The sequence below is a fragment of the Bacillus sp. Marseille-Q1617 genome (assembly GCF_903645295.1).
Lineage (GTDB): Bacteria > Bacillota > Bacilli > Bacillales > Bacillaceae_B > Rossellomorea.
This window is the reverse complement of sequence record NZ_CAHJXM010000002.1, coordinates 474697-498383: the sequence shown is the minus strand read 5'-3', so window position 1 is coordinate 498383 and position 23687 is coordinate 474697. Positions and strand designations below refer to the sequence as shown.

General features: G+C 45.5%; 19 protein-coding genes. 3 read left to right on the top strand and 16 right to left on the bottom strand.

The window, feature by feature from the left end:
- Positions 1 to 15 precede the first annotated feature (15 nt).
- Positions 16 to 1371, top strand: a complete 1356-nt coding sequence (locus HWX64_RS14010) for a hypothetical protein (RefSeq protein ID WP_175990161.1) — start codon at positions 16 to 18, stop codon at positions 1369 to 1371.
- 35 nt (positions 1372 to 1406) lie between these two features.
- On the opposite strand, the gene HWX64_RS14005 is transcribed toward HWX64_RS14010, so the two are convergent.
- The 4 genes from HWX64_RS14005 to HWX64_RS13990 all read right to left on the bottom strand — a co-directional run bounded on the left by HWX64_RS14005 (position 1407) and on the right by HWX64_RS13990 (position 5470).
- On the bottom strand, positions 1407 to 2321 hold the full coding sequence (locus HWX64_RS14005) for a Gfo/Idh/MocA family protein (protein ID WP_175990160.1): 915 nt from the start codon (positions 2319 to 2321) through the stop codon (positions 1407 to 1409).
- Between the two features lie 36 nt (positions 2322 to 2357).
- Entirely contained in the window at positions 2358 to 3161 is an 804-nt protein-coding gene (locus HWX64_RS14000) for a carbohydrate ABC transporter permease (RefSeq protein WP_175990159.1), read from the bottom strand.
- A gap of 25 nt (positions 3162 to 3186) precedes the next feature.
- Positions 3187 to 4140 carry a carbohydrate ABC transporter permease gene (locus tag HWX64_RS13995; protein ID WP_175990158.1) on the bottom strand — a complete coding sequence of 318 codons (954 nt, stop codon included), beginning with the start codon at positions 4138 to 4140 and terminating at the stop codon, positions 3187 to 3189.
- A gap of 73 nt (positions 4141 to 4213) precedes the next feature.
- Positions 4214 to 5470: a sugar ABC transporter substrate-binding protein gene (locus HWX64_RS13990; RefSeq protein ID WP_175990157.1), complete on the bottom strand. Its 1257-nt coding sequence runs from the start codon at positions 5468 to 5470 to the stop codon at positions 4214 to 4216.
- Positions 5471 to 5851: 381 nt separating this feature from the next.
- Here HWX64_RS13990 and HWX64_RS13985 point away from each other — a divergent pair, with 381 nt between their 5' ends.
- The gene (locus HWX64_RS13985) at positions 5852 to 6496 is read left to right on the top strand and encodes a YesL family protein (protein ID WP_175990156.1); all 645 of its coding nucleotides are present in this window, start codon (positions 5852 to 5854) and stop codon (positions 6494 to 6496) included.
- A 321-nt stretch (positions 6497 to 6817) separates the two neighbouring features.
- Positions 6818 to 9043, top strand: a complete 2226-nt coding sequence (locus HWX64_RS13980; RefSeq protein WP_175990155.1) for an FIMAH domain-containing protein — start codon at positions 6818 to 6820, stop codon at positions 9041 to 9043.
- Between the two features lie 200 nt (positions 9044 to 9243).
- On the opposite strand, the gene HWX64_RS13975 is transcribed toward HWX64_RS13980, so the two are convergent.
- The 12 genes from HWX64_RS13975 to HWX64_RS13920 all read right to left on the bottom strand — a co-directional run bounded on the left by HWX64_RS13975 (position 9244) and on the right by HWX64_RS13920 (position 23511).
- Positions 9244 to 10848 (bottom strand): FAD-dependent oxidoreductase, encoded by a 1605-nt coding sequence (locus tag HWX64_RS13975; protein WP_175990154.1) that lies wholly within the window; start codon positions 10846 to 10848, stop codon positions 9244 to 9246.
- Complete coding sequence (locus tag HWX64_RS13970) at positions 10835 to 12469, bottom strand: alpha-glucuronidase family glycosyl hydrolase (RefSeq protein WP_175990153.1); 1635 nt, start codon at positions 12467 to 12469, stop codon at positions 10835 to 10837. Before HWX64_RS13970 ends, HWX64_RS13975 begins: the two co-directional genes overlap by 14 nt.
- 41 nt (positions 12470 to 12510) lie before the next feature.
- The gene (locus HWX64_RS13965) at positions 12511 to 13383 is read right to left on the bottom strand and encodes an ROK family protein (protein ID WP_175990152.1); all 873 of its coding nucleotides are present in this window, start codon (positions 13381 to 13383) and stop codon (positions 12511 to 12513) included.
- 86 nt (positions 13384 to 13469) lie between these two features.
- A complete protein-coding gene (locus HWX64_RS13960; protein ID WP_175990151.1) occupies positions 13470 to 14312 on the bottom strand; it encodes a carbohydrate ABC transporter permease in 843 nt (280 codons plus the stop codon).
- Positions 14299 to 15189, bottom strand: coding sequence for a carbohydrate ABC transporter permease (locus HWX64_RS13955; RefSeq protein ID WP_175990150.1), 891 nt, complete (start codon positions 15187 to 15189; stop codon positions 14299 to 14301). The genes HWX64_RS13960 and HWX64_RS13955 overlap by 14 nt, the downstream gene beginning before the upstream one ends.
- Positions 15190 to 15410: 221 nt before the next feature.
- A complete protein-coding gene (locus tag HWX64_RS13950) occupies positions 15411 to 16766 on the bottom strand; it encodes an extracellular solute-binding protein (protein ID WP_175990149.1) in 1356 nt (451 codons plus the stop codon).
- A gap of 79 nt (positions 16767 to 16845) precedes the next feature.
- Entirely contained in the window at positions 16846 to 17703 is an 858-nt protein-coding gene (locus HWX64_RS13945) for a MurR/RpiR family transcriptional regulator (RefSeq protein ID WP_175990148.1), read from the bottom strand.
- Between the two features lie 18 nt (positions 17704 to 17721).
- The gene (locus tag HWX64_RS13940) at positions 17722 to 18423 is read right to left on the bottom strand and encodes an N-acetylmannosamine-6-phosphate 2-epimerase (RefSeq protein ID WP_175990147.1); all 702 of its coding nucleotides are present in this window, start codon (positions 18421 to 18423) and stop codon (positions 17722 to 17724) included.
- 98 nt (positions 18424 to 18521) lie between these two features.
- On the bottom strand, positions 18522 to 20450 hold the full coding sequence (locus HWX64_RS13935) for a hypothetical protein (RefSeq protein ID WP_175990146.1): 1929 nt from the start codon (positions 20448 to 20450) through the stop codon (positions 18522 to 18524).
- Between the two features lie 377 nt (positions 20451 to 20827).
- Positions 20828 to 21724: a TasA family protein gene (locus tag HWX64_RS13930; protein WP_175990145.1), complete on the bottom strand. Its 897-nt coding sequence runs from the start codon at positions 21722 to 21724 to the stop codon at positions 20828 to 20830.
- Between the two features lie 85 nt (positions 21725 to 21809).
- A complete protein-coding gene (gene sipW, locus HWX64_RS13925) occupies positions 21810 to 22385 on the bottom strand; it encodes a signal peptidase I SipW (RefSeq protein WP_175990144.1) in 576 nt (191 codons plus the stop codon).
- 25 nt (positions 22386 to 22410) lie between these two features.
- The gene (locus HWX64_RS13920) at positions 22411 to 23511 is read right to left on the bottom strand and encodes a fibronectin type III domain-containing protein (protein ID WP_175990143.1); all 1101 of its coding nucleotides are present in this window, start codon (positions 23509 to 23511) and stop codon (positions 22411 to 22413) included.
- Positions 23512 to 23687 lie beyond the last annotated feature (176 nt).

Here is a 23687-nt window from a genome sequence, read left to right as displayed (position 1 = left end):
ATTGGGGGGAGCACATTGAGAAGCAAAAAAACCATTCATGACAACTCTGAAATCAATATCGGGATCATCGGACCGGAAGAACTGGTCGATCAAACGAAAGAAACACTGAAATCATTCCCGAACTTCAAGCCTTATTTTTCGGTCATCAAACCCGGGAGCATCATTGCAGAAGCCGCGAAGGATTTAATGTATGACGTCGATGTCCTCATGTTCACCGAGTATCATCTTTACAATCTGGCAAAACAGTTCCTTGATTTCCCGATCCCTGTCCATCATGTCCCACTAATGGGGACCGGGTTGTACAGATCCCTTTTTCTGATTAAAAGCAGCCATGGATTGAAAAACTTGTCGATTGATACGATTGAAAAGAAATATGTTGAAAAAATACTGGTAGAACTTGGAGAAGAGAACTACGAGCTAATGGTATTCCAGAAGAACTCCAATCCCCCTTTGATCAGTGACATCGTCGATTTCCACATAGAAAATCATGAAATGCGCGGAGCCATCGCACTGACCGGTATCCAGGAAGTATCCAAAAGGCTGGATGAGTTGAATATCCCCTGCGAATGGGTCACACCGACACAGCAGGATATGATCGTCTCCCTCGAGAGGGCACTCCTCGCAACAGAGACACGCAGGAATAAGGAGTCACAAATCGTGTTCGGTCTGATCAATGTGGATGATTTCAAAAAAATCACCGAGAAATATCATTCCGAGCATGATGTACAATTATTAAAGTTAAATATCCAGCAAATGCTTCTTGATTACATAAAACAACTGGACGGGCATCTCATCAACCTCGGCGGTGAAGAATACTCTTTCATCACGACTCGGGGCATTTTCGAGCGGGAAACACGCGGATACAAATTCATCCCGCTGCTGCAGGAGACCAATCATGCAATGGGGATCACCTTAAGCATCGGTGTCGGCTTTGGATCGACCGCAGCCGAAGCAGGCAGCCATGCACGCTTGGCACTCAGACAGGCCAAGGATTCCGGCGGGGATGTATGTTATATCGTCCGCGAAAACAGAAGCGTCTTAGGGCCGGTTGATATCACCACGAATACCCAGTACGAACGATACGACTTGGCGATCACGGATGCCGAGCTCCTCGAGAGAGCCGAAAAAGCCGGGATGTCGGCCTCTTATATGACCAAATTGATGGCGCGGGTAGAGCGGTACGGGATTGTCGACTACACGGCACAGGAACTTGCCTCGACTCTCAACATTACGGTAAGGAGCGCCCACCGGATCCTGTTGAAATGGATGGATGCAGAGCTTGTGGACATCGTCGGCGAAGAGAAATTGACCCACAAAGGCAGGCCGCGCCGGATCTACCGGCTGAGTTTTACGATGGATGAAAAAGTGTAATGAGAAAAAATAGAATTCGGGCAATTTCCTGAATTCTATTTTCTTTTACATTCAACCATTTTCAACCCGTCTTCCCTTGACTTACTTTCATTGGCCGCCTCGAGGAAACGGATGATTTCAAGTGTTTCACTTAATTTCACTCCCGGATCCCCTTCCTTAAAGAAGTCGATGACCTCCTCCAGCAGACTGGCGTAGAACGGCTTGGCATCAGCAGCCACATTTACATACTCCGTTCCTTTTTCAAAGTGGACAAGTGCTCCGAACTGCTGGCTGCCCGTACGGTTCCCCCTTACTGTTCCAATTCTGCCGTCCTTCCACCATCCGACGATACAGTCATGGTCCTCATTTGAGTGAGTGGTGACGGCTTCGGTGCCTCCACCCAATATCGCAAACAGCATTTCTACTGCATGGATTCCATACCAAAAGTATCCCTGACCGTCCTGAAAATCCATGGGGCCGAAACAATCAGCCCCGATGATTTCACCTTTATCAGATCGGGATAACACGTTGGTTAATCCCTCTGAAAAACGCAGCGCAGAGGTACTCATGATCGGTGTACCATACGTTTTCGCCAATTCAGCCATTTCTTCAGCTTCCACTGATGACAGACTGAAGGGTTTATCGATAAAAATCGGCTTCTTATAGACGATCAATCTCCGTAATTGCTCCAAATGGGTACCGCCATCGACGGATTCAAGCAAGATAGCGTCCGTCCCCTCTGCGGCTTCCTCAAGCGTCTCCACTATTTCAATCCCATATCGGCGGACCTCTTCGGTAAACCGATCGATCCTTTTTAAGCTTAATTCAAAGTCAGGCGAGCCTCCCGGGAAGGCCTTGACGACTTTCCCGCCGCGAACATGATGTTCCTCGCCTGAATCGTTCAATAACCGGGTAAAAACTGAGGCATGAGAGGTATCCAATCCAACCATGCCTATTTTGAGATCCTTCATTTAACTGGCCCCCGCCTTTCCTCTGAATCCAGGAATCTACTTGAGTCCTGACATCTGGATCCCTTCCGTGAAATAACGCTGGAAGAATAAGAAAATCAAGAAGGTCGGGATGAATGACAGTGTCGAGCCGGCCATTTCGATTCCGAAGTTCCCTTCTTTCCCGAGGATCGATGCCAACCCGACAGTTACCGGGAACATCTCTTCCCTCGTCATATAAATCAACGGCTGGAATAGATCATTCCAGTTGGAGATGAATGAAAACGTACCGACCGTCGCTACCACTGGGATCGATAACGGCAGAATCACCTTAAAGAACACCTTGATATCATTCGCCCCATCGATGCGAGCCGCTTCTTCCAAGTCATTCGGGATGCTCTGCAGGAACTGGCGAACGAGGAAAACTCCCATGATCCCCCAAAGCTCAGGTATGATTAATGCCCAATATGTGTTGATCCATCCGAAGTCCGCGAACATGATATACTTTGGAATGATCAGTAATTGCTGTGGAATCATGATGACGGCCATGAACACCCAGAAAATGACCTCGCGTCCGGGGAATTGCTTCTTTGCAAAAATGTATCCGAGGATTGCACAAAAGATCATTTGGCTGAACACCGGGACAATCGTAATGACCACTGAGTTGAAAATCCATCTGACAAATAGTCCATTGCCAATCAAGTACGTGTAATTACTCAGGGTAGGATCCTCAGGTATCCAGAACAGCGGATCCAATAATGCGTACTGCATATCTTTAAAAGAACCTAAAGCCATGATGATAAATGGCAACAGGAAACATAAAGCCAATATCGCCAAGGCAAAATATTTAATAACCTTACCCATTGTTCACCCTCCTTTACTCCTGCGGTTAATAATACTTCGTTTCCTGTCCCATATACTTTCGCTGTATGAGTGAGATGACCAAAATTATAAAGAATAACACGTAGGAAAGAACCGCTGCGTAGCTTAAGTTAAGTCCGCCGAATCCTTGCTGATATAAATAGAACACGATCGTCGTCGTAGCATAGTTCGGTCCGCCGCCCGTTAAAAGGAACGTGGAATCGAAAATCTGGAACGAACCGATTGTTGTGATGATCGCCACATAAAAATGAATCGGCTTCAACAGCGGAAATGTAATGGACCAGAAGATACGGAACGGTGTGGCTCCGTCGATTCTCGCTGATTCATAAAGCTGTTTGTCAATCGACTGCAGGCCGGCGAAGTAATAAATCATCGTACTCCCCGCCACTTTAAAAATACTCAATCCTGCAAGTACGATCAGTGCCTGACTTGAGTCGGACAAAAACAGCTGTGTATCAATGCCGAATTGACTTAACAGGTAGTTCACCATCCCTGATTCGGTCCCTCTGAAGAGCCATCCCCAGATTCCTGCGATGATGACAAATGAGGTGACAACCGGCAGAAAGAAGATTCCTTTAAAGAATCCTTTCAGCCATACCCCTGAATTGATGATTAATGCCAATATCAAACCGAGGGCCATGGTCGGAACGATATAATAAATGGAGAAAAGAACTGTATTCCAGATCGCTTTCCATGCCAACTTATCCTCCAAAAACCTCATCCAGTGTTTCAGCCCGACATATTCGGGGTCCCCGATCACCTTCCAATCCAGAAATGTCAGAACAAAACTGAACGCAAACGGGAATATTTGAAAAATCAAGAAATGAATTAACGTCGGAATCAGAAAAATGTACACAATGGCGTTCCGATCCCATTCACGCTTGATCCGTGTTTTCAAAGGTAATTTTTTATTTTTCACTTTCAATTCACGCTTAACCGTTTCAGTGCTTAACAGTTTCATCACCTTCTTCTTATGTAAGTTAGGAAACAGAGAGTACCAATCTCTTAGAGACCAGTACTCCCTGTCTAACACTCTATTGTTTGGCAAGTTCCGCCTTTATTGCTTCTGCAGCTGCATCCGCTGCTTCCTTCGGTGTTTTCTCCCCTGCCATCATTGTTTGTACTTCAGCCTGGATCCCAGGCATGATGGAGCGCCCGATCGGGTGGATGACACCCGGTTGTGCGTACTGAGTATACTCGGAAAGCTGGCTTAAATATTTTTGGTCATCAAAGATATCCTTCGCTGATTCACGCGCCGGGATATACTGGGTCAGAGTGTTGAATTTACGCTGGTTTTCAGCATTCGTCACTACTTTGATAAACTCGGCTGCCGCATCCGGGTTGTCAGTGTTTGAAGGAACAACGAACATTCCCGTGGTACCATATGTTGCCTGTTCTTTATTCTTTAGCGGTGGCGCAATAACGAAATCCAATCCGCTCTTTTGAAGGTTTGTCAATGAAATTCCGGACCCTTGAACAGCAAGCATTTTCCCGCCGTTCCATAATGCATCGTGTTCCATTGCCGTAACTGAATCTTCCGGGATCCAGCCTTTTTCGTACATGTTATTGATGAATTCAAAAGCTTCCACACCTGCTTCATTGTTGATCTTCACTTCGTCATCCTGAGTAATGACTTCTCCTCCGGCTTGCCATAAGAATGGATATAAAGTTCCGTTCATGGAACCGCCGCCCTGATAGCTGAGTGCGTAGAACCCTTTGTCTTTTGCTTTTTTAGCCCAGTCAGAGAATTCATCCCACGTTGCAGGAAGTTTTTCCGGATTTTCGCCGATCGCTTTAATGACTTCTTTATTGTAGAAAAGCGTATAAGCTTCCTGCAGGATTGGAAGACCATACGTTTTATCTTTCCATTTTGTCGAAAGGACTGCGGTATCAACAAAATCATCCATATCGTTATCCTTCAGGTAGGGATCAAGTTCCAATAGCATTCCTTCATTCGCATACTGAGGCATTTGGTCAGGGATGGCATAAAATACATCCGGGCCGTTATTGGCAGCTAAGGCTGTAAGTACCTTCTGATCGCGGTTTGCCCAAGGAATGGTTTCAATTTTTACGTCCACATCAAATTTTTCCTGATAGGAGGCAATGATTTCATCCCACATCTTTTTCTCGGCATCTGCATCACCCGTATAAGGATGGACCCAAACGGTGATCTCACCGGATACTTCTCCGTCTCCTGCTTTTCCGCCTGTCTTTTCATCTTTTGAGCTGCATGCGGCCATCAGGATAAGACCCATGACTAACACTAAGAGAAACGTCAATTTCTTTTTCATGAATGAACCCCTTTTCATTTTTATTTTTTATGGTTCTTTCTTGTTAACTACCGCTGTTGATTTACGTACAGAACTTCGCTTTCCGCAGGCGAAGCCTACCGTGCTCCCATCCACCCCCTTGGAATTCCCCCAGCATGATAAAGCGCTGTCATTTTCGGATAGCTTTTTTCCAGAACAAAAAAGTTCTTCCAACACGATTCAGAATTGTAAAAATATTCATAAGCTTTCTTCAAGTCTAATCCGTTTTTTTAAAAGAGACAAGTCTCTTAAATGTCTTTAATAAAATCCAGAGGTTATTTTTGAAAGGATTTTGAATGTTAAGAAAATGATTGCAATCTTTTCCATGGGTGACGTATAGTAGTTCACAAAAGGGGTGAAAAAATGGGAGGATGGGATCGATTTAATACAATCGTATTCGGAATGCTGAAGTTGGCCTATCTTAATCTGCTGTGGATTTTATTCACTTTCATCGGCCTGTTGATCTTAGGTTTTTTCCCGGCCACTACAGCGATGTTTACCGTTGTAAGGAAATGGCTGCTCCGGGAAGAAACCGTTTCTGTTTTCCCTGAATTTTGGCGTACATATAAGAAAGAATTTTTAAAGTCGAACGGATACGGACTCATTTTTATGGTCGTCGGGTATATCCTTTATTATGATTTCACTTTCATTGGCCTGAATAGCGGAAAACTGACCTTCCTCGTGCCGGTACTCGTGCTGATCCTGGTCTGGTACATCATTACCCTGTTGTTTTTGTTTCCTGTCTATGTCCATTTTGACTTGCCGTTTTTCAAGACAATGAAGCAAACATTGCTGATCGCTTTGACTTCCCCGCTAGAAGTGGTCCAAATCGCTGCAGCATGCGGACTTCTATACGGAATCGTCACCGTTCTCCCCGGTATGATTCCTCTTTTTACAGGCAGCGTCCTTTCCTTCGCCGTCATGTGGATCGGCCTGAGGGCCTTTGAAAAAGTGGAGAGAAAGAAACTGAACAGTGTGAACCCTGAACAGCATAATAGTGAATGTTGACCGCTGCCGACCGGGTGGCGGTTTTTCTATTTCATCAACAAAAATAGGTATTAAGGACCTATCCCCACCACACCATCACAGGTCATTTTCCTCATCTAACATTACGACTCTTTAAAGACTTGTTTCCCAGGTTCTAAATCTATAAAAATAGGAATAACAGCTTGCGGAACTTTCACAACGGACAGGCATTCACCATCTGAGATATCACTTACACACGACATGAATAGGTACTTTCATTTAGTTAGAAAGGCGGTGTAAGGCGCAGAGATCATTTTCACCCATAAGGGAAAGAAGAAATGAATTTACAGAGGAGATGGAAGAATGAAGAAGAAAGTGAAAGTGTTTTGTTTTATCTCATTGTCTTTCATGATGATGATCGGCTCCATGTTCATACCTGCCGGGACGGCCGATGCAGAAACGGGCAGCAACTTCGGAGATCCCGTCAACCTCGGTCATCAAATGGAAAGTGTGGCCGTTTATGATTCTGACTATGGAAAGGAAAATGGCCACGATGTCATGTATACGACCGCTTCCGGAAGTCCCGCCATTTTTCAGGTAGTGGATCTCGAAACGCAGGAAGTGCTGAGAACGTATCCTCTTGAAGGGACCGGTGCCGTATGGACACATATCACGGTTCCGAATGGGAACGTGTATATCGGAGGAAACGGAACTTTATACGAGTACTCCCCCGAGACACAGGAGGTCAAGAATCTCGGCGGAATAGGGGAAAGCGTTGTCTATGGTTTATCCTACGATGAAGAAGGCCGTGTCTACTTCGGGTCCTTCCCGAACGCCAAAGCAGGGATGTATGACCCAAGCACAGGCGAAATGAGGGATTACGGGACGGTTGCCCCCGGACAGAGCTATACCCGATCAACTGCATATCACGATGGCTATCTTTACCTTGGTGTCGGAGTTGATAACCGTCTGGTGAAGCTTGATGTGGAAACAGGCGATTACAAAACGATTCCAGTTCCCGACCACGTCATCCAGGGCTCAAGTGTTTGGCAGATGGATGCGTTCGGCGACTATATCGTCGCCGGTGTAGGCGGCGGTGATAACTCGCTTCTGTTCTACAATACGAATACGGACCAATGGGAAGATACTTATTATGAAAATAACAAAGGCCTCCGTCTCATCCAGGGACTCCCAGGCAGTAATAAGGCTTATTTTCAGCAGAGCAGTCGTATCATGGAGATCGATTATGAAACCCTGGAGGCGCGTGATACAGGAGTCAGATTCGGCACCTTCATCCGCAATACCGCCTGGGTGGAACTTGAAGGGGATCCCGATTTTCCGGGATACTCACTAGTCACCGTCCAATTCGGGGGACAAGTGACATTCATGAACCTTGAAACCAAAAAAGTGAAAACGATTCAATATCCGGTGGCCGGGAATCCGATTCCGATCCAGACCCTTGAGAAAGGACCCGACGGGAATATGTACATGAGCGGGTATCCTGGCGGCAAGGGTGCTGTCTACCGTACGGATGACGGCACCTCAGAGATGTTCACACTCGGACAGGCGGAAGGAATGGCAGGCATTGGGGATAAAATGTATTTCGGCGTTTATCCAGGAGCGATCATCTACGAACTTGATACCACCCAGGAGGAACTTGAAAGGCATGAAATCTATGATATCCCACATCAGGACAGACCATTCGAGATGGAGCCTGTGAACGACAAGCTCTATATCGGCACGATTCCTGATTACGGAAAACTCGGCGGGTCACTGACGATCCTTGACCCTGCGGATCCTGAAAACGCTCAAGTGTTTGAAAACGTCATTCACAATCAGGCCATTGTCGCTCTAGCTGAAAAAGGGGACAAGCTGTACGGCTCGACCACGATAGCAGGCGGCCTTGGGATCGACCCTTCAGAAGAAGCAGCAAAAATCTTCGTCTGGGATTTGGAGAACAATGAAAAGGTCACTGAATTTGTTCCTGACATCCCTGGACTCGATTACAGTCCGCGCATGCTCAGCGGCATGAGTGAAGGTCCCGACGGCCTGCTGTGGTCTGCTGCAGACGGAACGATCTTCGCCATGGACCCCGAGACGTTGGAAGTTGTGAAAAGCAAAACCATTTATGAAGATGTGAAAGATTACGGCAGATGGCGCCCGATCCATATCCGCTGGGATGATAATGGCATCATGTATACGACTTTGGCGGGTAACTTGACGGCAATTGATCCGATTTCCCTTGATTTTGAAACCCTGGGTACAACAGAACTCGCTACAGTCGGCAACGACGGGGATATCTATTATGCGGACGGAACTGACTTAATGAAGATAGAAGTGATTGAATTCACACTGGAATCTGCGAAGGCACTCATCATCGAGGAAGGACAAAACGGTGACTTGAAGAAATCTGTTGAGAAACAGCTGGTCAACTCACTGAAGCAGGCGATCCACTACCGCGATAAAGGCGAAATAAATGAAGCCAGGAACTATCTGCAAAAGGCGCTGGATCATTTCAACGCTGCCAAGGAAGAAGATGTTGTAAACGATTTAAACATCAAACTGGCTCTTAAAACAATCGAGTTGTAATGTCGTGAAAATAACCCGGGCGGTGCTGAGGCACTGAGCCGGGTTATTTTGTTTGGACGGACAATATTATTTTGTTTACCGACGAAAAATCGGGTTTGCGGACATTTATTTGGATTTACGGACATTTTTTCAGGTTTGCGGACGAAAAATCAAGAATACGGACAATTCTTACTGATTTGCCGACAATTCGACAATATCTCTCAATTTCCGACGCCGCCATGTCCGAACGTCTTTTTCATACGTGTTACGGGATCATCCTCTATATTCTCGTCCCACTTCAAAACCTGACCTGATTTCAGCAGGACCTCTTTCAACCGATTATAATCCACATCTTGAACAGCCGACCCCTGTTGAAAAGCCAGGCTCACCGCGGCCCCCGCAGACTGTCCCATGATCATGAATACCGGTTCCATCCGGATGGAACCAAAGGCAATATGGGAGCTCGATAAACAGACAGGCACCACCAAGTTCGAGCAATCCTCGAATTTCGGCCTGATCGAACGGTAAGAAACCGGATAAGGCGAGATCGGAATCTCCACGTCCCCTTCGTTTACGCAAGCGCCTTCCATGACAACCCGTCTGCAATGATGGGAATCCATTTGATAGGAAGCCAGCCCGATTGAATCCTCAATAACGGCCTGACCCAGACAATTACGGTCAGTCATCACATAGTCAGAAACCATTCTCCTGCTTTCCCGGATATACAATTGGTGGGGCCAGTGGCCTGTCTCCGTGAATTCATCTTTCGGAAGCCCCCATTCTGCGACTTCTTCCCGAATGGACGCTGGAACCCTTTCGTCCTGACTCAAAAAGTAAAGCATGCCGAGGTTATAGTTAAAATGCTCCTGAAAAATGGCTTCCCTCTTTTCATAACTTCCATCAGGCCAGTCATGATTCTTCCCGATGAAATCGGTCGATACCGCTCCATAATTATTCAAGTCGGATTTGCCATTGGGGAGCATGATATGGAGATTCATTGCCTCCCACACTCCGGCCTGTATATACCGCAGCAGCAATGAATAGCTGTCCGTGTCATATGACGGGGGTTTGGGAAATGGGATACGATTTTCAGGGTCCTTAGTTAGACAAATGCGGAAGTTATACGCTTGAATCCTGCGGTCGCCCTTCCCTTCTTTTTCCGTACCCGGCTCCAGCTCTTCCACTCCCTGCAGCAGTCCGCTCTCTTTGTCGCCTTCTACCACGTAGGGATCGACCCTCACTTCAAATTTATGATGAGGTTCGCCAAAGCGTACGCCATTATAGGTCTCACCGTAAGTTGAATTCGATTCACGACCCACTGTATAGGAAACACCCGCCTTTGCCATGATATCCCCTTCATAGCTTGCATCCACGAAGAAATCCCCCTCAAAGACGCTTCCATTTTCCATGATGATTCTCTTAATCTTCTTATTCTCCATTTCCACTGTCTCAGGATGCTGATTATAATAGACCGGAATTTCATATTCAGCCAGCCAATCTTTAAAAACCGAGGCTGCTGCTTTCGGCTCGAAGGTCCACTGTTCTTCTTTTCCATAGTAGCTTCCTATTCTCTTATAAAACTCTTTCGAAAGACCGCCTATTGCTTCTTTTGCACCGAAATCCGTCGCCCCCAGCCCGCTGGCTGTCACCCCGCCGATGTGACGGCTGAATTCAGCAATCGCAACGGTAAGTCCCATCTTTTTTGCCTGGATCGCACATGTGATCCCTGCCGGGGTGGCTCCGTATACGATTAAATCTTCTTTGACCATATAGGGATGCTTCATTTTGTTGGAAGGTTCATAATATCGAAGATTACTGAAGTCCATCAGCGTCTCCCCCCATCCAGCCGCGTTTACACTTTACAGCGGATTTTTTCAGGTAGTCGAAGTAGATCAGAAGCATTTCTTCATTTGTAAATGAATCGTAATTATCTTTGTTTTGAATGGCGAGTAAATCTTCGCTGCCAGCAGGCGTATGCTCGTCAAGAAAATCGATCACTTCATCCAGGAAGCTGGTGATTTCCTGACTTGAATCATGTCCCTTCACTTTTTCAGGATCTACTATACGTGCCGGGAATAACGGGACATTCCATGAAGTGTGCTTAGCCATGATAATTTCTAATTCCAGTAAGATTGAGAAGTATCTTTCACCAATTGAAGTACGATAGGCATCAGCCAACACGCTGTGTTCCTTCCCCCAGCTTAGTCCTGCATACATGAAGTTATTCAGCTGATGAATCCATTTCCATGGGTAATCTGCGGTTCCTTCGGGTGAATGCGGTTTTATGTGGCAGGGAACGATCAGATTCAGGATTCCATCCACCTTCAGTTCCTTGTAATCTTCCATATCCTCTTTCATCCTGTTCAGGAGAGGCGGGAATAGTTCGCTTAACATGAAATGGTCGCTGTAATATTCCAGTACAGTAAAACTTCTGCCCGTTTTCGCCGTCTCGGTTCTCCAGTCTATTAAGCTAGCTGCCGCCCGCTTTTGTTCCGGAGTTGAATGATGAATCGGCTGAGAATAATCCCTTCCCCAATAGGCATATAATACATCTGCTTCCCGCGAGGCCTCTGTTGCGGCGGAGCGTTCCAGCATATTCCACTCAAGCCCTGCATTATAAACAATATGTTCTACTTCTACGTTCAAGCTTGTTAATGATGCCTTTAATTTTTCCGTAAAAGCAATGTAGGCCGGCATAAAATCTGCGTTCTCTTCTTTATCAATCCCAACGTCTTCCGGCCATAAGGACACCCTCGTTACGACCGGCGATTCCCGGCAGATGTCCACAATCCGTCTGATTACCTGCTCCTGCGTATTGCAGTCTTTTAGTAAATGAAGGACTTTATTTCCTTTTTCCCCTATTAAAAACGACAAGCTGTGACCGCCGAGAGTGACATTCACACTGCGTTTCACCAGTTCTCCTTCTACATATTTATGTATCTTATCCCATAGAAAAAAAGTGAAAAAGAACTCATTCAGCCCGTTTTTCACTCCCCAGTCTATCAGGCGGTTTATGTAAATGGGATCATCAACCGTTTCGATGATATTGCCGCGCCTTTTAAATAAAGGCTCCTCGAGACATGCAGCATTTTTAATGGAGGACTCTTGTCTTTCCTCCGATAGATGAGCCCAGTTATACCCCAATATCTTCTCGCAGTAGTGATACACTCCGTACAATAAGGACCGTTCCCCTTTTCCTATAACCCAGACCTGTTCCCCCTGTTCAATAATAGCGAATCCATCTTCCTTTAAAGAAAGCGGTGCGGTACACCATTCTGCCGAGTTATATTCATTTTCAAGCATTAAGAAAATGACTTCCCCCTGATTATCAGAATGGCCACTCCTTTTTATTCTTGCCTCTATACCTGCTTTCCGGTACAGCTTCCGTAACTCCTCCACCGCAAAACGAGTGGTGACATGATCATTAAAATACACAATTGACTTCATCGAAAACTCCCTCCCTATAGGTGGGACAAGGAACCTGTCCCCTAGTCCCGCTGCATAAAATGATAGACGGCCCCTACCATTCCTGAGTGATTTTGGTATTTTGCGAGAACCAGTTCAGTGCGTTGATAAAAATCCTTCTTAGTATATTTTCTTACTTCTTCTTTGATTTCCTTCAGGAATGCTTCGCCTCTCAGCGCAATCCCTCCACCGATTACAACCTTTTCAGGATCGAATATATAAATGAGATTCGAAATGCCCACTGCAAGATGTTTGTAAAACTTCGCAACGGCTTTTTGAATATCAGGATCTCCCTGGTCATATGAGTCAAAGATTTCTTTGCCCGTCCATTCGCGGTCACTCTTGTATTCCTTAGCCATCTTTATCAAACCGGGGAAGGAAGCGATTTTCTCAAACTGCTCGCCTTCGATCCTCATATACCCCCACTCCCCCGCACTAAAAGAGTGGCCGGAGTAAAGCTGGCCATTGAGTATGATTCCTCCGCCAACACCCGTCCCGACTGTCAGCATGATGAAATTGTCTGCGCCGTGACCACCGAGCCAATGCTCGCACAAAGCTGCGCAGTCCGCATCGTTTCTCACTTCAACGGGGAGGTTCAACTCCGTGGAGATCAGTTTCTTCAATTCCGTTCCTTTATACTCAGGGATGTTATTACTCGCCCCCAAGATGACCCCTCTATCAGCATCCACCCTGCCGGCGGTGCTGATGGCCACTCCTGCCGCTTGATATGTTTCAAGCAGTTCCCGGCTCAGCCGGACCAGCTTCTGCACAATGGAAGGTCCGCCAAGATGAGCTTCTGTATCTGTAAGGAAGCTCACGACTACTTTCCCATCCCCACGCACAATCCCATACTTTATATATGTACCTCCTATATCAAACGCAATATACTGCTTCATATAAAATCCCTCCTTGGTGGGAAGCGGGGACAGGTCCCGCGTCCTGATCATCTTCGATTTGGGACAACGTTCCTGTCCCCATGTCCCTATTCCTTCACGGCTCCGGCCGTGGTGTTGGCGGCGAGTTGTTTTTGGAAGACCATGTAGATGATGATGACCGGGATGATGGACATGATGAGACCGGCATATAGTGCACCCCAGTCGGTTTTGTACTGCATGACGAGCATGAGGTTCGCGACGGATACCGGCAGGGTTTTCAGTTCCGGCGACTGGATCAGGATCAATGCCAGTACATACTCATTCCAGATTCCGACGACATTGAAGATGGCCGCTGAAATGAGCCCGGGCTTTGCCAACGGCAGCATCACAGAGAAGAATGTCCTGTATGGACCGGCTCCATCCATAAGAGCTGCTTCCTCCAGCGACTTTGGCAGACTCCTGAAGAAGGCAAACAGAATAAAGATCGTAAAAGGCAGGGAATAAGCCGTATACACGATCAATAACCCAACATGATTGTTTAATAGATTCAGCTTCGTCATCAGCAAGAACAACGGTACCATCGCGACAAACGTGGGGAACATCAATCCGCTGATGAAAAAGTAATAGACGAGCTTCCTGCCCATGAAGACCTTCCTTGCCAATATATACGCGGGCATCGCTGAAAATAAGACAATGAAGAAAACAGATAGAACCGTAAGATAGATGCTGTTGATGAACCCCCGTCCCAGTCCAGCCTCCTCCCAAGCATTCTGGTAATTTTCAATATGAGGGGGAATGGGAAGGGAGTACGGCTCTGTCAAAATACTGCCGGACGTTTTGAGCGAGTTCATGACCACCCACAGCGTCGGCAGGATGATAAGAGCCGTCCAGAACATGAGGATCAGATGCTTCGACCAATCCGCCCTCTTCAATCGGTCAATGGTCCTCATTGGAATCCCCTCCCATCGTTTTGATTGTGAAGATGCTGAAGATGAAGGTCAGGATGAAAAAAATGACTCCGATTGCGGACGCATAGCCAAAGTTAAAATTGGAAAAGGCCTGCTCATACATATACAGGGAAATCGGTTCGGTGGAACGGTTCGGCCCCCCTGCGGTCATGAGCTGAGGCTCTTCGAACATCTTCAGACTGTTTAATATCAAGAAAATAACGACCACTTTCACGACCGGACTCAACATCGGAATGATGACCTTCAAGCTTTTCTGGATCCGCGAAGCCCCGTCGATATCAGCGGCCTCGAGCACTTCCCTCGGAATATTCGATATTCCAGCTATAAATAATAAAGTATAAAATCCTATCGATGCCCACGTCTTCACCCAGACAATCGCCCAAAAGGCGGTATCCGGATCACCGAGCCATTCGTGTGCCAAGCCGTCGAGTCCGACCGTCCGCAGTACGATATTCAACAACCCGTTGATTGGATTGAAGATCGTCGCCCATAACAAAGCAATTGCCACTCCTGGCAAGACAAACGGCATAAAGATATTCGATCGATAGAAATTCGCCCACTTCGCACTTTTTGTCCCTGTAATCAAGAGTGCGAATAATAATGCTAGAAATAGAATAATTGGAACCTGGGCCACCGTGTACTTAAGGGTATTCACCAAAGAATTGATAAAGTTTTCATCAATCAAAAGCTTTGAATAGTTTTCAAACCCAATCCATGTTTTGGCACCCGTTCCCCTCCACTGATAAAAGCTCGTCGTCAATCCGGAGAGAATCGGATAGATCACAAAAATGCCATAAATAAGCATGGCCGGGAGCAAAAAGGACAAAATAAACACTCGATTTTGCATTTTTATATTCATGACCACTTGTCTCTCTTTCTGTATAGATGAAGAGGATGGCCGCGAATAAACGATAACGTATTATTCGGGGCATCCTCCTTATCTACCTTTATTTAAGCTGAATTTCCGTTCTAAATATCGGCTTCTCGCGGGTCTTCCGGTGAAGCCTCACCGGTTCATAAAATTCATTTTCAAGTTGCGTACTTTTTACGAAAACATCCCAGCATTACCATTGTCATTAATTATTTCCCCCAATCAAACTTCACCTTATCGATACTGTCATCCTTCCGAACATCTCCCGCTTTTTCTTCCGCATAGTTCACGAATTCTTCAGGAGATACTTCGCCATTCAGCAGCCCCTGGATTTTGTTCACCAGATTGTTGGCAAGCTCAGGATAGGAATCATTGATGCTTGTAGGAAGATACGTTTTATTGTTTGAATTGCTGATCACTTCCAGGGAACTTGAAAGTGGCTCGGACGTGATTTTGTCTTCTGTGCCCTTCACGGTACTTGCAAGTCCGCGTTCCATCATTTTATATACGGACTCTTTTGAAGAAAGATACTTCAGGAAGTCCACAGCCAGTTCCTTATTCTTTGCTTTACTCGGGATATAGAATGCGCCCCCCCAGCCGGAGGTTATAGGGGCTGCATTGTTTTCAAGCTCCGACTGTCCTTCCCATCCAGGCTGGTTCATCGCACGAAGCTTGAAGTCCTCAGGGATGACGTCCTGCATTTCCCCTTCCAGCCATGTACCCGCTGTCACGAAGAGCGCTTTTCTTTGGAAAAATTGAGTCTGGGCATCTGTATGGGAAAGGGAAAGTGTCCCATCAAGCAGATAATCCTCCGGTTTCAATTTGGCTGTCTCTTCAGCCGCTTTCAAGAAGGAATCCGATTTCCACGCACCATCTTTCAGGTTGAACGCATCTTCCACCGCACTCACGCCGCCGATTTTCTGAACCAATGGAAGATAGAATCCGTAGAAGTAGTAGCCAGGGTGCATCCCTTGCAGTGCGAAAAGGGAGATATCCTTTTTCGCTGCCTCATCTTTTAACTTCTCAAGGTCATCCCATGTCTGAGGCAATTCCCATCCGTTGTCTTCAAAGAGTTTTTCATCATACCACCACAGATATCCGGCACCGAATACTGTCGGGATCCCATATGTCTTGCCTTCTTTCTGCAGCTTGAACTGCTCCGGAATGAAGCTGTCTCTCCATGTCACATTCTCATCATCATAGGAAGGCTTCTCCAAGTGCTCGTCAAGCTCCATGATTTCTCCTTGGCTGATAAGTCCTTGAATATCCACCTTGGCTCCCGGGTTCATGATGTCCGGTACATCACCTGATATGAAACGTGTCTGCAGCTGAGTATGGATATCAGGTGATGCGGTCACATTGATCTTGACCCCCGGATTTATTTCTTCATACTCCTTCGCACTCCTCTTCACCCAATCGGAGCCAAACCCGCCTTCAAACATCATCAGGTTGACCTCGCCGCCTTCTTTATCCGAACCGCTTCCACTCCCATCGCCGCCTGCAGAATTACTGCTGCATGCAGCTAACAATAAAACCATCACAAGAAAAATAGACAACCTTTTCAAATGAAACTCCTCCTTGGCGGGACGCGGGGACAGGTCCCGTGTCCCAGTTTATTGGGACAGCGGACCTGTCCCTGCGTCCCTAGTACATTTTGTCGAGTACTGCTTCTGCTGTTTTTTTGATGGATCCGTATGTCGGCTCTTTACGCTTCATTTCGATGGCTTTTGTCAGGATGTCGAGCAGGTGAAGCTGCGCGATCTTTGAGGAGAAGGCGCCGCCCTGCAGGGGTGATTCCTTCGAGGCAGCCAGTAAGATGATATCCGCATACTTGGTGATCGGCGATCTTCCGTGATTCGTGATACACATCACCGTCGCACCGTTTTCTTTGGCGATTCTCATTGTGTCCACAACATCTTTTGTGCTTCCCGAGGTGGAAATCCCGACGACGACGTCCCCTTCTTGCACCAGGGCCGCTTTCATGGCCATGACGTGGGAGTCGGTTGAGTAGCTCACATTGAATCCCATCCTCATAAACCGGTGCTCGGCATCCTGGGCGGTGAAACCGGAAGATCCGATTCCAAAGAAGCTGATCGCCCTTGCTGCCGACAGCAAATCAATCGCTCTTTGAAGGACTTCACCTTGGAAAAGTTCAAGCGTATTAGTGAGCGTCTTGGTATTCTGCTGCGTGATTTTAGCTGCAACGACATCCAGTGGATCAGTGTCTGCAATTTCCCCATTCACCTTCTCTGACGGAACCACCTGGCTTTGCGCGACTGCCAGCTTGAAATCCTGATACCCCTTATAGCTCAGTTTCCTGCAGAAACGAAGAACGGTGGTCTCACCCACCCCCACCTTTTCCGCGAGATCTGTAACCGTCAAATATACAGCTTCTTCCGCTTGATTCATGACGTAGTCCGCCACCCTCTGCTCGGACTTCGTCATTGATTTGTAATGGCTTGATATCAGGACCATCGGACTTGATTTGATAGTTGTAATCATATCTGTATTCACCTCCACTTAAGCCTTCTTCGTACCGGAACCCTCTTTGATTTCTGCCACAAAACGGCTGGTGATGACTTCCGGCCTCGTAATCGCCGTTCCCACGACCACCGCGTGGGCGCCGTGCGTGAATGCCTCCGCCGCCTGTTCCGGTGTATGGATTTTCCCTTCCGCTATGACGGTGAATTCTTTTGATAAATCTTTGATAAGGTCAATATCGACTTCCCCTGATTGACGGCTGTATGGGGTGTATCCTGACAACGTTGTCGAGATGAAATCACAGCCTGCTTCCATCGCGGCTGCCCCTTCTGCTGCCGTAGAAATATCACCCATGATGAGGCAGTCACTGCGGTTTCTTACATACCGGATCAACTCTTCCAGCGTCACCCCACCCGGACGCTTTCTCTGAGTCGCATCAAGGGCGATCACTTCAGCCCCGGCTTCCAACAGCTCATTAACCTCTTTCAGCGTCGGGGTGATATAGATGTCGCTGTCATCGTAATCCTGCTTGATGATTCCGATAACAGGAAGGTTGGCGGCTTTCTTTATCGCGATGATATCCTCCTTGCCATTTGCCCTGATCGCTGCCGCACCGCCTTCTTTTGCTGCCACGCTCATTTTCGCCATCATATCGGAACCGTACAATGGGTCACCGGGATAAGCCTGGGATGAAACAATTAATTGATGTTTGACTAAATCAAGAAACTCCTCTTTTTTCATGCTAACTCCCTGCTTGTAGATTTATAGTTTTGTAGTGAATAAATTCTTCTAAGTTTATAAAAAAAACGGAAAAAATCTCCTTCAACCGGCATAATGAATCACCCTCCCCTATGAAAAGAAGCAAGCCTTTCCTCCAGCAGTCCCATGTACAATCCGGACGTCACCTCGGCAACCGTCCACCCGGATTCAATCGCCCATGGCCCCCATCCGCTGTCAGCCGGTGAACCGAACACTTCTTTCCTCGTGATATCATACGCCCTTGCCCAGGCTCCGTTTATTTGCGTATTTTCACTTTTGATTTGTGCATCTATAAAAAACCAGGCTGACGCTTGCCACAACTCCTTGAATTGTTCGTCCCCTGTGATCCACCAGGCTTGGATAAATGCCATCGGCAGCCAGTTATTCGAATACAGGAGATCGATGACGGGATCACCGTTTTTCGTCAGAAGTGAACTTTCCCCTTCACCCACATCGCTGCGCATGCTTGCTTTATAGCCGGTATCCCACTCAAGAAATGAGCCGTCAGGATGCATTCTTATCATCAAGTCTGAAGTCACCCTGTATAACCAGGTTTTATGCTCATCATCATTCGTCACCCAATAGAGCCAGGACAGCGGTAAAATCAACCGGCAGTATTCCTGTGTCTCACTCTGCTCTCGTGTCGTATCTGGATACGCTTTCATCATTGTGGTCAATCCTGTAACTGCCGTAGCCTTAAACTCTTCAATATTGGTTAACTTGTAAGCTAAGAGCAGGGCTGCGTGATAGTAGGCATTGTAGTGAGCGCTAGGCAGATTACCGGGAGTTTCTCTCAGCTCCTTGGTTTTTTCAGGAGAGAGATCGAGATTGTCTGTCCGGAAGACCCGTGTTCCATCGGTGCCGGTTGTGCTGACCAGGAACTTCAGTGCCTGAATACAGTGATCCAGATGATCATCCGTTTCAAGGTACAGGCATTTCAGCAGCTGCGGAATAATCGCCCTCGCAACATCATCCTGATAGCAGACTCCCCAGGCTTCATGCGTCCAGCGCATCATGCCGGATAATTGATTTCTTTCCTCACATAAGTAGTTTTCAAAAATGAAGTCAGACAGGTTATCAGAGATGTGGAGATTTTTCAGATTGCCGGTGTGCAAATAATCCATTAAGTAAGACAAGGATATTTCTCCTATGCAGTCTGCCCGGAGAATCGTGCTGATCCGCTGGGTCCCGTCCGGATGGATTTCGGTTCCAAGCCCTTCAATGGCGCCTCCCTTTCCTTCTTCAATGACGATAGAAGCATTCCTGAACCATTCCATCGCTTGATTAGTTGTCGACTCTATATGGTTTTCTATGGGCGGTTGTTGAGATGAAATTTGAGTTTCATAGGATGGTGAATAATCTTGGAATGATACAGGTTCATCGATGAGCCATTCCGTGATGAATTCGATGACTTTCTTTATGTCCTGCCACGGGGCATATCTGGCTTTTCTGAAGTTGGATAGTCTAAAGGAGCAGATCAGTAAGTTTTCAGGGTCGTCAAACCATAGTGCCCTGTCTGATGTGGTGGCGGTTGTCGTATCTGTGACTTCTACAAAATCGTGGGTATTGATTCTGCCAAACTGTAAGATTGGTGTGTTTTTTGTGCATGAAATGTCGTGAGGTTTTATCCGCATCCCGCATTGGTCATCGAGAACCGACCCTATTTTGAGATTATGGATATCTGAGTTTCTGGATGTGTAAATGAGCCGCTCATATCTTGTGCTTTCAGGCTGGCTGAAGTATACGTTTCCGATGCTTGCCGTGTATTCGGCGAATACTTTTTTGCCCTTTTTGATTTGGGCTTCGAGCAGCTTTCTGTCTCTTGGGTCTAATAGTAATGGCTGTTCGTCTGTGCCGCCCAGTATGGCAAAGCTGTAGAATTGATCTAGGTGATGGTGGCGGAGGTCGGTTGGTTTCAGGATGGTGGTGTCTGCTTCTGAGTTGAGGAGAATGTGTGCAAAGTCGCTGTCTGCAGTGGTGGTGACAATAGCAAGTTGTTTTCTTTTCATTTGTGCCCCCTTGGGATATTTTTATGGAGATTTTTTTCTTTTATTCTTTTTATTTTGGAGGAAATATCCTATACAGTAATAGAATCATATCGGGAAATGGATGTAAATGGGAGTTGAATTTAAAGACTTAAATAAGACAGGACAATTATTACTCTACTACAACTTTATCTGCATCTACTATTGTTCCTTCACCACTTCTTCTTGGACCTTGTTGAGTTATTGGATCAGTGGTATCAGCATTTGATACTTGAATACCAGGAATATCAAGAGGACAGGTTTACTGGTTCAAAAAACATTGTATCTTTCCTTTTGGTTCTATTTAAAACAGAAAAAGCTGACTCAACATTTAGAGTCAGCTCCAATTTAACAATTATCTATTAGTCTCTATTGTTTCCATCTACTACTTCATTCCCATTATGAACCGGCGTAGGAGATCCAACAGATGGGTTAGCTGGTTGGGTAGTTGGAGTAGTAGTATCGTCAGCAGATCCTTGAATACCATTGTTTACAGAACCATTTGGATCGTTAGTATCTACTTCTACACCAGCCCATTGAGTTGCTTCAAGATTAAAGAAGAATTGAGCACTATCACCTTGGTATTTATTTTGTACGTATTCATTAGTTGTTAAATCTTTTGCAGGGTTATCGATAAATTCAATTTCAATGAATACAGCGTCAGAGTCTCTTGTTGGATCAACAGGGATACCTCTTAAACCTTCAGAGCCAGCAGCAACTGTCAATGGAGCCAAATTAATTCGCTTTGTTCCATCAGTGGCAAGATAAGCACTGTTGATTTTTGTTTCATAAGCAGTTGGACCAGTTACAAGGTCAGCTAACGTTAAATCTGCTCCGCTAGCTACGACATTATTTCTAGGCTCATGTCGTGCAGACTCACCATCCACAGATGCAAAGTTGATCTTAAATTGAGAAAGATATTCCATCATAGCGGTGTTATCACCATTTAATGCACCGTTATTACCATCTAAGAAATTATTTGCAGTGGTGTCTAACAGTACTTCTTTAATAGCAATCGATCCTACGTTATTTAATTTAAATATTCTTTGCACACTGTCCCCTGGCTTCATATTGCCAAGGTCAAAGTTCATTTTATGACTAGGGTGATTTTTACCTACTTCCAAATCCAATGTCCCAGCGGCAAAATGGTTATTAATCGTCGCAGTATCATTAAACGCCGCCCAAGTTCCTCCACCTACCAATGAAATTCCCAGTGCTGCTGATGCTACCCCTAAACCTAATTTCTTTTTAATTGACATGTAAGTTTCCTCCTTGTTTTCCCCCAAGTTTTTTGAGGTATGTAGAATTTTTATATATTGAACCCTTAATGGATAAGGGGATCAATCAAGCGGTTTTCTTTGAATCTGTCGTTACATGTGATTTGTCCAGCTCCCTTAAGGCTGAGACAATCGTGAAACCGGAATAACCTAGCAGTAAAACACCTGGTACGATCAATAGAATGGCTGTACCTTTACTGGATTTTGCAAAATCTATGAAATATCCCAGGAATGGAATAGTGAAACCTGTGTATTTTGCTACTATATTTTGAGCTAATACGGGTTGTGTATCCATGTCTTTGTTGTTGTCCCCTTTTGTCTGAAACATGGTGTTTTCACCGCTTTTGATTACTTCAGCAATTCTATGGGTGACAATGGTATTATCTTGCTGCAAGAAAGTCACTACATCTCCCTTTTTCAAGGCAGCTGGTTCTTCAACCGGCTTTACAGCTATGATGGAACCCGTTTTAAAGGTCGGTTCCATTGATCCCGAGAGAACGGTTTTTAATTGGTAGCCCAGAAACTGAGGTTCCCCTCCAGAAGCTTTTGAGGAAATCACCACAAAGATCATGAACAATAAGATTAGGAAAAGGAACGTCGTAATAAGGTTGCTAGTAATCTTCAATACTTTTTTTGCAGTCATTTTTTCATCACCTTTTATTTGAGATTTACTGTTTTTCCTCAACAGTTATTAAAGTACCAGTTGATTCATTTCCACTGGTGTCTACAGTCTTAAATCGGTACGTGACTTTGTCTTTAGGATTTTGCTGAAGATCTATTTTAGAATCCGCTACTTTTACCTTTATTGGTTCAGCGCTTCCTTCAATGTAGATACTTATATATGAAAAATCTTCTTCAGAGGGATTCACCCAGGTCAATTTGATATTATTTCCGTTTCTCTCAGCTTTGAGGGTTGTGACTTCTGCTGGAGGCTGTTTATCTTCTTTTTCAGGAGATTCTTCACCTTCAGTAGGTTCAGCTGCATCCTCTTCCTTACTAGGTTCTTCTTGTTCAGATTGCTTAGCAGCTTCTTTTGATGACGATTCTTCCGGCGTCTGTGTTTCTTTTTCTGAATCAGCGGTAATAATTTCGATTACTTCTTCATGTAAGGTTTTTCCGTGCTTATCGACCATGATCAGCTTATATAGATAAGTTGTAGAGGGTGTTAGCCCTTTGTCTTCAAACTGGCCATTCTTTATATTCTCAGCAGCAAGTTCATCGTTTCGATAAATGGTGACCGAACTGAATTTTTGATCCTGAGGGTTGTTCCATGTTAGTTGGATGCTGTCACTAGAAATGTTTTTCTGTAAGTCTGTTATTTTACTATTTTCAGAGCAAGGAGCATTGGTATGATCGTCACACTCATCTTTGTTATGTCCCGGATTATCAGGATCTGTTCCTTCACCCGTATCCTCGTCTACTGGTTCAGTCCCATTTCCGATGCCGGCATTATCTTTGCATCGCTGTTTCCAATATTCAGAGCCTTCTTTTGCATCCTTACAGAAGTCCTCTGCAGCCGATATTGTCTCAGCAATTGTTTCAACATCATTGAAAGCAGCTCCAGTATCACCGGTGAAGTGTATCGCCGCAAACATCGTCAAGTACCATATGGCAACTAATTGGGCAAAAATACTAACACTCCGGTATTTATTCTTGAACTTTCTTATTCGAGAGTGTCTAATAAGTCTCCCTCCCCTAATCGTTCTTAACAATGAACGTTTGATGCTATGTATAGATTTAGGAACGAACTGCTTTGAATCTATTTTCATAAATTTCAATTCCCTTTACGTTCGTTTTTTGTTCTTTATAGTGAACTTATAATGTGAGTATATTGGATTATTTAATATTTGAAAAACCTTGTATTCTGTCATTTATTCGTTAAAAAGAACAACTTTCGAACTATAACTCAGTTTTTCTCTTTTTATCTTACTATTTTGTTTTTTAT

Excerpts from the sequence above, each read along its gene's own strand:
- HWX64_RS13975 (WP_175990154.1), bottom strand. The coding sequence starts at position 10,848 with ATGGACTTCAGTAATCTTCGATATTATGAACCTTCCAACAAAATGAAG.
- HWX64_RS13990 (WP_175990157.1), bottom strand. The coding sequence starts at position 5,470 with ATGAAAAAGAAATTGACGTTTCTCTTAGTGTTAGTCATGGGTCTTATC.
- HWX64_RS14000 (WP_175990159.1), bottom strand. The coding sequence starts at position 3,161 with ATGGGTAAGGTTATTAAATATTTTGCCTTGGCGATATTGGCTTTATGT.
- HWX64_RS13980 (WP_175990155.1), top strand. The coding sequence starts at position 6,818 with ATGAAGAAGAAAGTGAAAGTGTTTTGTTTTATCTCATTGTCTTTCATG.
- HWX64_RS14005 (WP_175990160.1), bottom strand. The coding sequence starts at position 2,321 with ATGAAGGATCTCAAAATAGGCATGGTTGGATTGGATACCTCTCATGCC.
- HWX64_RS13995 (WP_175990158.1), bottom strand. The coding sequence starts at position 4,140 with ATGAAACTGTTAAGCACTGAAACGGTTAAGCGTGAATTGAAAGTGAAA.
- HWX64_RS13920 (WP_175990143.1), bottom strand. The coding sequence starts at position 23,511 with ATGAAAATAGATTCAAAGCAGTTCGTTCCTAAATCTATACATAGCATC.
- HWX64_RS13940 (WP_175990147.1), bottom strand. The coding sequence starts at position 18,423 with ATGAAAAAAGAGGAGTTTCTTGATTTAGTCAAACATCAATTAATTGTT.
- HWX64_RS13970 (WP_175990153.1), bottom strand. The coding sequence starts at position 12,469 with ATGAAGTCAATTGTGTATTTTAATGATCATGTCACCACTCGTTTTGCG.
- HWX64_RS13935 (WP_175990146.1), bottom strand. The coding sequence starts at position 20,450 with ATGAAAAGAAAACAACTTGCTATTGTCACCACCACTGCAGACAGCGAC.
- HWX64_RS13930 (WP_175990145.1), bottom strand. The coding sequence starts at position 21,724 with ATGTCAATTAAAAAGAAATTAGGTTTAGGGGTAGCATCAGCAGCACTG.
- HWX64_RS13945 (WP_175990148.1), bottom strand. The coding sequence starts at position 17,703 with ATGATTACAACTATCAAATCAAGTCCGATGGTCCTGATATCAAGCCAT.
- HWX64_RS13960 (WP_175990151.1), bottom strand. The coding sequence starts at position 14,312 with ATGAGGACCATTGACCGATTGAAGAGGGCGGATTGGTCGAAGCATCTG.
- HWX64_RS13985 (WP_175990156.1), top strand. The coding sequence starts at position 5,852 with ATGGGAGGATGGGATCGATTTAATACAATCGTATTCGGAATGCTGAAG.
- sipW (WP_175990144.1), bottom strand. The coding sequence starts at position 22,385 with ATGACTGCAAAAAAAGTATTGAAGATTACTAGCAACCTTATTACGACG.
- HWX64_RS13955 (WP_175990150.1), bottom strand. The coding sequence starts at position 15,189 with ATGAATATAAAAATGCAAAATCGAGTGTTTATTTTGTCCTTTTTGCTC.
- HWX64_RS13965 (WP_175990152.1), bottom strand. The coding sequence starts at position 13,383 with ATGAAGCAGTATATTGCGTTTGATATAGGAGGTACATATATAAAGTAT.